The following is a 906-nucleotide window of genomic DNA, read 5'->3' as shown; positions in this document are numbered from 1 at the left end:
TGGCTTCGGCGGGCCGCGCCTCGCCGAGGCCTACGACGCGGAGCGGCGGCCGGTCGGGCGCCGCAACCGCGACGCCTCCGCCCGGCATAGCGAGGTGCGGCGCGAGATCGCGGCGGTCTACCACCCGGGGCTGCTCGTGCCGGACGGTGATGCGGCGCGGCGGGAGGCAGGGCGGCGCATCGCTGCCATCGGCAATGCCGAGAACGAGAGCACCGGCATCGAGCTCGGCTACGCCTATGCCGGCTCGCCCGCAGTCTGCGCCGAGCCGGGTGCCACCATCCCCGACGACCCGCTGCGCTACGTGCCGACCACGGCGCCGGGCGTGCGGCTGCCGAGCGTGATTCTAGCGGACGGGCGGCCGCTGTTCGATCGGCTCGGCCCGTGGTTCACGCTGCTCTGCTGCGGCGACGCGGTGCCGTCCGGGGCACTGCTCGCCGCGGCGGCACGGCGCGGCGCGCCCATCAATGTGGTGCGGCTGGACGACCCGGCGGTGGCACGGGTCTATGGCTCGGGATTGTTCCTGGTCCGGCCCGACCAGCACGTGGCCTGGCGCGGCCGCGCCTGCGACGATCCGCGCGCGGCGGCGGCGATCATCGACCAGGTACTCGGGTGGGAGGAGGCGGCATGAGCGGCAGGAGGTTGAAGGTCGTCATCGCGGGCGCCGGCATCGGCGGCCTCACCGCCGCCCTGGCATTGCTGCGGCGCGGCTTCGAGGTGGAGGTGCACGAACAGGCGATGGCGTTGCGCGAGGTCGGCGCCGGGGTGCAGATCAGCGCCAACGGCATGCTGGTGCTGCGCGAGCTCGGCGTCGCCGACCGCGTGCTGGCGCTGGCGGCGCGTCCGGAGCGGCGCGAGGTACGGTTGTGGAACACCGGCCAAGCCTGGACCACCTTCGACCTCGGCGCT

At 74.7% G+C, this 906-nt stretch carries 2 protein-coding genes; both read left to right on the top strand.

Features of this window, described 5'->3' with window-relative positions:
• Positions 1-628, top strand: a 628-nt coding sequence (locus tag Q7A36_RS40215) for an aromatic-ring hydroxylase C-terminal domain-containing protein (RefSeq protein ID WP_305109394.1), incomplete at its 5' end; no start/stop codon positions are given.
• A partial coding sequence (locus Q7A36_RS40210) for an FAD-dependent oxidoreductase (protein WP_305109393.1) occupies positions 625-906 on the top strand: 282 nt, incomplete at its 3' end. The genes Q7A36_RS40215 and Q7A36_RS40210, both read left to right, overlap by 4 nt.

Source organism: Paracraurococcus lichenis, from assembly GCF_030657435.1.
In the GTDB taxonomy this organism is placed as follows: domain Bacteria; phylum Pseudomonadota; class Alphaproteobacteria; order Acetobacterales; family Acetobacteraceae; genus Paracraurococcus; species Paracraurococcus lichenis.
Note: the sequence above shows the minus strand (reverse complement) of the source record. Positions and strands in the feature narration are given on the sequence as shown.